Annotated in this window: 8 protein-coding genes and 1 tRNA gene; all 9 read left to right on the top strand. The window is 41.6% G+C overall.

The annotated features are described in order from the left end of the window. The coding region (locus C1642_RS01350) for an EF-Tu/IF-2/RF-3 family GTPase (RefSeq protein ID WP_003357187.1) at window positions 1–431 on the top strand (431 nt) is incomplete at its 5' end. Between the two features lie 60 nt (window positions 432–491). Then, window positions 492–567, top strand: a tRNA-Trp gene (locus tag C1642_RS01345). 75 nt (window positions 568–642) lie between these two features. Beyond that, the gene (gene secE / locus C1642_RS01340; protein ID WP_000063880.1) at window positions 643–1,083 is read left to right on the top strand and encodes a preprotein translocase subunit SecE; all 441 of its coding nucleotides are present in this window, start codon (window positions 643–645) and stop codon (window positions 1,081–1,083) included. Between the two features lie 7 nt (window positions 1,084–1,090). Further along, a complete protein-coding gene (gene nusG, locus C1642_RS01335; RefSeq protein WP_000832994.1) occupies window positions 1,091–1,624 on the top strand; it encodes a transcription termination/antitermination protein NusG in 534 nt (177 codons plus the stop codon). A gap of 108 nt (window positions 1,625–1,732) precedes the next feature. Next, window positions 1,733–2,161, top strand: a complete 429-nt coding sequence (gene rplK / locus C1642_RS01330; RefSeq protein ID WP_001074682.1) for a 50S ribosomal protein L11 — start codon at window positions 1,733–1,735, stop codon at window positions 2,159–2,161. 3 nt (window positions 2,162–2,164) lie between these two features. After that, the gene (gene rplA / locus C1642_RS01325; protein WP_001096694.1) at window positions 2,165–2,860 is read left to right on the top strand and encodes a 50S ribosomal protein L1; all 696 of its coding nucleotides are present in this window, start codon (window positions 2,165–2,167) and stop codon (window positions 2,858–2,860) included. Window positions 2,861–3,180: 320 nt separating this feature from the next. Next, window positions 3,181–3,687 (top strand): 50S ribosomal protein L10, encoded by a 507-nt coding sequence (gene rplJ / locus C1642_RS01320; RefSeq protein WP_001196213.1) that lies wholly within the window; start codon window positions 3,181–3,183, stop codon window positions 3,685–3,687. Window positions 3,688–3,729: 42 nt separating this feature from the next. Beyond that, window positions 3,730–4,101, top strand: coding sequence for a 50S ribosomal protein L7/L12 (gene rplL / locus C1642_RS01315; RefSeq protein ID WP_001229360.1), 372 nt, complete (start codon window positions 3,730–3,732; stop codon window positions 4,099–4,101). Between the two features lie 305 nt (window positions 4,102–4,406). Then, window positions 4,407–7,854: DNA-directed RNA polymerase subunit beta (gene rpoB, locus C1642_RS01310; RefSeq protein WP_103235797.1), on the top strand; the 3,448-nt coding region annotated here is incomplete at its 3' end.

The following is a 7,854-nucleotide window of genomic DNA, read 5'->3' as shown; positions in this document are numbered from 1 at the left end:
TTAAAACAACTGTAACTGGCGTAGAAATGTTCCGTAAACTTCTTGACGAAGGCCGTGCAGGTGAGAACTGTGGTATCTTACTTCGTGGTACTAAGCGTGAAGAAGTACAACGTGGTCAAGTACTTGCTAAACCAGGCACAATCAAGCCGCACACTAAATTCGACGCAGAAGTATACGTACTTTCTAAAGAAGAAGGTGGTCGTCACACTCCATTCTTAAATGGTTACCGTCCACAGTTCTACTTCCGTACAACTGACGTAACTGGTGCGATCCAGTTGAAAGAAGGCGTTGAAATGGTAATGCCAGGTGACAACGTTGAAATGTCAGTAGAATTAATCCACCCAATCGCAATGGACCCAGGTCTACGTTTTGCGATCCGTGAAGGTGGTCGTACTGTAGGTGCTGGTGTTGTTGCTAAAGTAACTGCATAAGCATAATATAGTGACGAATTATGTCTCAAGTTGAGAGCTTTGGCTCTCAACTTGCTTTATAGGTCAGTAGTTCAATTGGTAGAGCGTCGGTCTCCAAAACCGAATGTTGGGGGTTCGAGTCCCTCCTGACCTGCCATATTTTGAAATAAAAAGCTTGATGCTGGCTTAGTTGTTCATATAATAAGTCGCGAGTTCTACGACGAGTACAAAAATGTCGAATGATAAATCGCGTGACGCATTGAGCGACGCGCCAATTCCTCAAAGAAATAATTCTGCTGAAGTTGTTCGTTCTGGTTCGCCTTTAGATATCGTTCTATGGGTGATAGCAATTGCATTATTGCTCTCGGCTACCATGGTGAATCAGCATTTACCAGCGTATTGGGCCCCTGCAAATGATGTTTGGGTGCGCGTTGGGGTAATTTTTGCTTGTATCGTTGTGGCTTTAGGTTTATTATACGCCACCCATCAAGGTAAAGGCTTCGTTCGTTTGCTGAAAGATGCACGAGTCGAATTGCGTCGAGTAACTTGGCCAACAAAACAAGAAACAGTCACAACATCGTGGCAGGTTCTATTGGTTGTAGTTGTTGCATCATTAGTTTTATGGTGTTTTGACTATGGTTTGGGTTGGTTAATTAAGTTGATTATCGGGTAAAAGAGCTATGAAACGTTGGTACATTATTCATGCCTATTCTGGTTATGAAAAACAAGTGATGCGTTCACTTAAAGAACGAATCCAGCGTAGCGCTGTTGCCGATAGCTTTGGTGATGTCCTTGTTCCTACCGAAGAAGTGGTAGAAATGAAGGATGGTAAGAAGCGTAAATCTGAGCGTAAATTCTTTCCTGGCTATGTGTTAGTTGAAATGGAAATGAATGACGATACTTGGCACATTGTTAAAGAGTGTCCAAAAGTATTAGGTTTTATTGGTGGTACACCTGAAAAACCTGCGCCAATCACTCAACGTGAAGCAGATGCGATTCTTGCGCGTGTACGTAATACTGGTGAAGCCCCGCGTCCTAAGACGATGTTTGAGCCAGGTGAAGAATTACTTGTTATTGACGGTCCATTCACAGACTTTAAAGGTGTGGTGGAAGAGGTTCAATACGATAAGTCACGTTTAACGTTGACGATTAACGTGTTTAATCGACCAACTCAGGTTGAACTCGAATTTCGCCAAGTCGAAAAAACGATTTAATCTTAATTGGTTGAAAAGCGCCCGATTTTATCGGGCATTGTTGTTGTAACAGTATTGTTACGTAGAAATTGGGGAGCCTAACGGCGTTTGTACCCAGAGGTATTTAAAATGGCTAAGAAGATTGACGGCTATATCAAGCTGCAAGTTCCAGCTGGTAAAGCAAATCCATCTCCACCGATTGGTCCTGCACTAGGTCAACGTGGTGTAAACATCATGGCATTCTGTAAAGAATTCAATGCTGCTACACAAAAAGTTGAACCAGGTCTTCCAATCCCTGTAGTGATTACTGTGTACAACGACAAGTCGTTCACATTCATCATGAAAACTCCTCCAGCTTCTATTCTTCTTAAGAAAGCTGCTGGTATCCAAAAGGGTTCATCTGTACCTAACAAAACTAAAGTTGGTAAGTTGACTCGTGCTCAATTAGAAGAAATCGCGACTACTAAAGAACCAGACTTAACTGGTGCTGACTTAGACGCGCGTGTTCGTACCATCGCTGGTTCTGCACGTTCTATGGGCTTGGAAGTGGAGCTATAAGACATGGCAAAGTTAACTAAACGTCAAAAAGCCATTGCTGCTGCTGTTGAAGCGAACAAAGTTTACACTTTGGAAGAAGCAGTACAGGTTCTTAACAGCTTGCCTGCTGCAAAGTTCAAAGAATCTTTAGACATCTCTGTAAACCTTGGCGTAGATCCACGTAAATCTGATCAGGTTGTTCGTGGTGCGACTACATTACCTGCAGGTACTGGTAAAACTGTACGTGTAGCTGTATTTGCTCAAGGCGCGCAAGCAGAAGCTGCGAAAGAAGCTGGTGCTGATGTTGTAGGTTTTGATGACCTTGCTGAAAGCATCCAAGGTGGAAACCTTGACTTTGATGTTGTAATCGCTGCTCCTGACGCTATGCGTGTTGTTGGTAAGCTCGGTACAATTCTTGGTCCACGTGGTTTAATGCCAAACCCTAAAGTTGGTACTGTAACTCCTGACGTTGCTGGCGCTGTTAAAAACGCTAAATCTGGTCAGGCGCGTTACCGTGTAGACAAAGCGGGTATTATTCACGCTGCGATTGGTCAAGTTGGCTTTGATGCTGCTGCAATCCGTCAAAACGTTGAAACTTTAGTTGCAGACTTGAAAAAGTTAAAACCTGCAACTTCTAAAGGTGTATACATCAAGAAGATCACTTTGAGCTCAACTATGGGTCCTGGTCTTACTGTTGATGTAAACAACGTTTCTAACTAAGTTTTAACTTGGTTAAGTAAAGAATTTTAAAGTCCTGATGAGGATTAAGCATAAAAACAGAAAAGTTATTTCTGCTTTTGCTTCGGTAGAGTAAAGCTTTATCTATTACTTATCAGGCGGACTTTGAATTGATAAATGAGAATTTATCAGCGTCAAAGACCTCAGGCGAAAAGACGTTATTTTCGAATAGCGATTTTCTTAATAAACCAGCCTGCGTAGACGCGGTGGTGTGATTTGTTCCTCCTCCGCGTGTAAGTCGAAAGACTTACGAACTGGGAGTGTGCCCATTGGGTACATAAATCACCTTAGGAGGTTTTACAATGGCTCTTCTTATTGAAGACAAAAAACAGATCGTTGCAGAAGTAAGTGAAGTTGCTTCTAAAGCGTTTGCAGCCGTTGTTGCTGACTATCAAGGTTTAAGCGTAGAGCAATTAACAACACTTCGTGTTGAAGCTCGTAAGCTAGGTGTAACTACACGTATTGTACGTAACACTTTGGCTAAACGCGCATTTCAAGGTACTCAGTTTGATATCTTGAACGACAACCTTGTTGGTCCAACAATTCTAGGTTTTTCAACTTCTGAAGATGACATGGGTGCAGCTGCACGCTTGTTCGAAGAATTTGCTAAAACTAACAAAGCATTTGAATTAAAAGCTGCTGCATTTGACGGCAAAGTTTATCAAGGTGCTGATGTTAGCGTTATTGCTAATCTTCCGAACCAAGAGAAAGCGCTTACTATGCTTGCCTCTGTCCTTCAAGCTCCTATTTCGAAATTGGGTCGCCTCATTACAGCACTCAAAGAGAAAAACGAGTCAGAAGCTGCTTAATCAATTTTACACACCATTCAATATCCATTTGGAGTTATTCTCATGGCTTTAACTAACGAAGAAATCTTAAATGCAGTTGCTGAAAAAACTGTTCTTGAACTTGTTGAATTAATTTCTGCTTTCGAAGAGAAATTCAACGTATCTGCAGCTGCTGTAGCTGTTGCTGCTCCAGCTGGTGGCGCTGCTGCTGCTGCTGAAGAACAATCTGAATTCAACGTTGAGTTGACTTCTTTCGGTGCTAACAAAGTAGCTGTAATTAAAGCTGTTCGTGAAGCAACTGGTCTTGGTCTTAAAGAAGCTAAAGACTTAGTTGAAGGCGCTCCTCAAGTTCTTAAAGAAGGCGTTTCTAAAGAAGAAGGCGAAGAACTTAAGAAGAAACTTGAAGAAGCTGGTGCTACAGTTACACTTAAGTAATTGTAAAAGGAGTCGGTTTTTAAATCGGCTCCATAAAATGGCTGATGGCTCTTGGGTCATCAGCCTTTTTGCGTTACAATAATCGGCTCGATTTTTGTTAGTTTTGTTTGGTTTTTAGAGAAAGCCTAAATAAAATAAATAAATTCAAATGCTTACCAATATTTTTCATTTTTAAAAATATTGTTAAGCGTTTTTATACCACTAAAAATTGCAGCATTTGTAAACAGTGGTGGCCATATCGGCCTGCGTAATTCCTTCTGAGCCCGTTCTGCAGGCGGGCTTGGTTTACTTTCCGAGGACTCCAGATGGCATACTCATATACCGAAAAGAAACGGATCCGTAAGAATTTTGGTAAATTGCCCCAAGTAATGGATGCACCGTACTTATTATCGATTCAGGTCGATTCGTACAGAACATTCTTGCAAGATGGCAAATCACCAAAAAACCGCGAAGATATCGGTCTCCAAGCCGCATTTCGTTCAGTTTTTCCTATCGAAAGTTATTCTGGCAATGCTGCTTTAGAATTTGTTGAGTATAGCCTTGGTAAACCTGAGTTCGATGTACGCGAATGTATTCTTCGTGGCTCGACTTATGCGGCACCAATGCGCGTTAAAATTCGTTTGATTATTAAAGATCGCGAAACTAAATCAATTAAAGACGTACGCGAACAAGAAGTCTATATGGGTGAAATTCCACTCATGACTGAAAATGGTACCTTTGTTATCAACGGTACTGAGCGTGTAATCGTATCTCAATTACACCGTTCGCCAGGCGTATTCTTTGACCATGATAAAGGTAAGACCCACTCAAGTGGTAAAGTGTTGTATTCAGCACGTATCATTCCTTACCGTGGTTCATGGTTAGACTTCGAATTTGATGCAAAAGACTTAGTTTACGTACGTATCGACCGTCGTCGTAAATTACTTGCTACAGTTGTGTTACGTGCACTAGGTTATAACAATGAACAGATCTTGAATTTGTTCTATGAAAAAGTACCTGTGTATCTTGACATGGGTAGCTATCAAATTGACCTCGTACCTGAGCGTTTACGTGGTGAAATGGCTCAATTTGATATTACTGACAATGAAGGTAAAGTCATTGTTGAGCAAGGTAAACGTATTAATGCTCGTCATGTACGTCAAATGGAAGCTGCAGGTTTAACTAAGCTTTCAGTTCCTGATGAATACTTATATGAGCGTATCACTGCTGAAGATATTACTCTACGTGATGGTGAAGTAATTGCTGCAAATACTCTGTTAAGCCATGAAGTAATGGTGAAGTTGGCAGAAGGCGGTGTTAAGCAATTTAATATCTTGTTCACTAACGATATTGACCGTGGTTCATTCGTAGCTGATACATTACGTGCTGACTTGACGCGTGATCGTGAAGAAGCATTAGTAGAAATCTACAAAGTAATGCGTCCAGGCGAACCACCAACAAAAGAAGCTGCTGAAAACTTATTCAATAACTTGTTCTTCTCTTCTGAACGCTATGACTTATCTCCAGTAGGTCGTATGAAGTTCAACCGTCGTTTAGGTCGTCCTTACGAAGTTGGTACTGATCAGAAGTCACGCGAAGTTGAAGGTATTTTATCGCACGAAGATATTATCGATGTATTACGTACATTGGTTGAAATCCGTAACGGTAAAGGTGAAGTCGACGATATCGACCACTTAGGTAACCGTCGTGTACGTTCTGTTGGTGAAATGACAGAGAACCAATTCCGTGTAGGTTTAGTTCGTGTTGAGCGTGCTGTTAAAGAGCGTTTAAGCCAAGCAGAAACAGATAACTTGTCTCCACAAGATTTGATTAATGCAAAACCAGTTGCTGCTGCAATCAAAGAATTCTTTGGTTCAAGCCAGTTATCTCAGTTTATGGACCAAAACAACCCATTATCTGAGATTACACATAAACGTCGTGTATCTGCGCTTGGTCCTGGTGGTTTAACACGTGAACGTGCAGGATTCGAAGTACGTGACGTACACCAAACTCACTATGGTCGTGTTTGTCCAATTGAAACTCCTGAAGGTCCAAACATTGGTTTGATCAACTCGCTTTCTGTATACGCAAAAGCGAATGACTTCGGTTTCTTGGAAACTCCATACCGCAAAGTTGTAGATGGTCGTGTAACTGATGATGTTGAATATTTATCTGCAATTGAAGAAGTAGGTACTGTTATTGCACAGGCCGACTCTGCAGTAGATAAAGATGGCAACTTAACAGAAGAATTCGTTTCTGTTCGTCATCAAGGTGAATTCGTACGTATGCCGCCTGAAAAAGTAACGCATATGGACGTTTCTGCACAGCAGGTAGTATCTGTTGCTGCATCACTTATTCCATTCCTTGAACACGATGACGCAAACCGTGCGCTCATGGGTTCAAACATGCAACGTCAGGCAGTTCCTACTTTACGTGCGGATAAACCGCTTGTAGGTACAGGTATGGAAGCGAACGTTGCACGTGACTCTGGTGTGTGTGTAATCGCAAACCGTGGCGGTGTAATTGAATATGTAGATGCTTCTCGTATCGTTATTCGTGTAAACGAAGATGAAATGGTTGCAGGTGAGGCAGGTGTAGATATCTATAACCTCATCAAATATACGCGTTCAAACCAAAATACTTGTATTAACCAAAATGTTATCGTGAACTTGGGCGACAAAGTTGCTCGTGGTGACATCTTGGCAGACGGTCCGTCAACAGACATGGGTGAACTTGCGCTTGGTCAAAACATGCGTGTAGCGTTCATGACATGGAATGGTTACAACTACGAAGACTCGATCTTGTTATCTGAGCGTGTACTTCAAGAAGACCGTTTAACCTCTATTCACATTCAAGAATTGTCATGTGTAGCACGTGATACTAAGTTAGGTGCAGAAGAAATTACTGCCGATATTCCTAACGTAGGTGAAGCTGCGCTTTCTAAACTTGATGAATCAGGTATCGTTTATATCGGTGCTGAAGTTACTGCTGGTGACATCTTAGTTGGTAAAGTAACGCCTAAAGGTGAAACTCAGTTAACTCCTGAAGAAAAACTGCTTCGTGCAATTTTTGGTGAGAAAGCAGCTGACGTTAAAGACTCATCTTTACGTGTTCCATCTGGTACTAAAGGTACAGTTATTGACGTTCAAGTCTTCACTCGTGATGGCTTAGAGAAAGATGACCGTGCTTTAGCAATTGAAAAAGCACAGCTTGATTCTTATCGTAAAGACTTGAAAGAAGAATACAAGATCTTCGAAGAAGCGGCTCGTGAGCGTGTAATTCGTTTGCTTAAAGGCCAAGAGTCTAATGGCGGTGGTTCAACTAAACGTGGTGATAAACTTTCTGAAGATTTATTATCTGGTTTAGAGCTTGTTGACTTACTTGAAATTCAACCAGCAGATGAAGCAATCGCTGAGCGTTTAACTCAAATTCAAGTGTTCTTGAAAGAGAAGAGCGCAGAAATCGATGAGAAATTCGCTGAGAAGAAACGTAAGCTTGCAACAGGTGATGAATTAACAACTGGTGTATTAAAAGTTGTTAAAGTTTACTTAGCTGTTAAACGTCGTATTCAGCCTGGTGATAAGATGGCTGGTCGTCACGGTAACAAAGGTGTTGTATCTAACATCTTACCTGTTGAAGACATGCCACATGATGCTAACGGTGTGCCGGTAGATATCGTATTGAACCCGCTGGGTGTACCATCTCGTATGAACGTGGGTCAGATTCTAGAGACTCACTTGGGTATGGCGGCTAAAGGGCTTGGTGACAAAATCG

Source organism: Acinetobacter sp. AKBS16, from assembly GCF_002899995.1.
Classification (GTDB): domain Bacteria; phylum Pseudomonadota; class Gammaproteobacteria; order Pseudomonadales; family Moraxellaceae; genus Acinetobacter; species Acinetobacter baumannii.
Note: the sequence above shows the minus strand (reverse complement) of the source record. Positions and strands in the feature narration are given on the sequence as shown.

Coding starts and splice junctions, on each gene's coding strand:
- rplA (WP_001096694.1), top strand. CDS start 2,165: ATGGCAAAGTTAACTAAACGTCAAAAAGCCATTGCTGCTGCTGTTGAA.
- rplK (WP_001074682.1), top strand. CDS start 1,733: ATGGCTAAGAAGATTGACGGCTATATCAAGCTGCAAGTTCCAGCTGGT.
- rplJ (WP_001196213.1), top strand. CDS start 3,181: ATGGCTCTTCTTATTGAAGACAAAAAACAGATCGTTGCAGAAGTAAGT.
- secE (WP_000063880.1), top strand. CDS start 643: ATGTCGAATGATAAATCGCGTGACGCATTGAGCGACGCGCCAATTCCT.
- nusG (WP_000832994.1), top strand. CDS start 1,091: ATGAAACGTTGGTACATTATTCATGCCTATTCTGGTTATGAAAAACAA.
- rplL (WP_001229360.1), top strand. CDS start 3,730: ATGGCTTTAACTAACGAAGAAATCTTAAATGCAGTTGCTGAAAAAACT.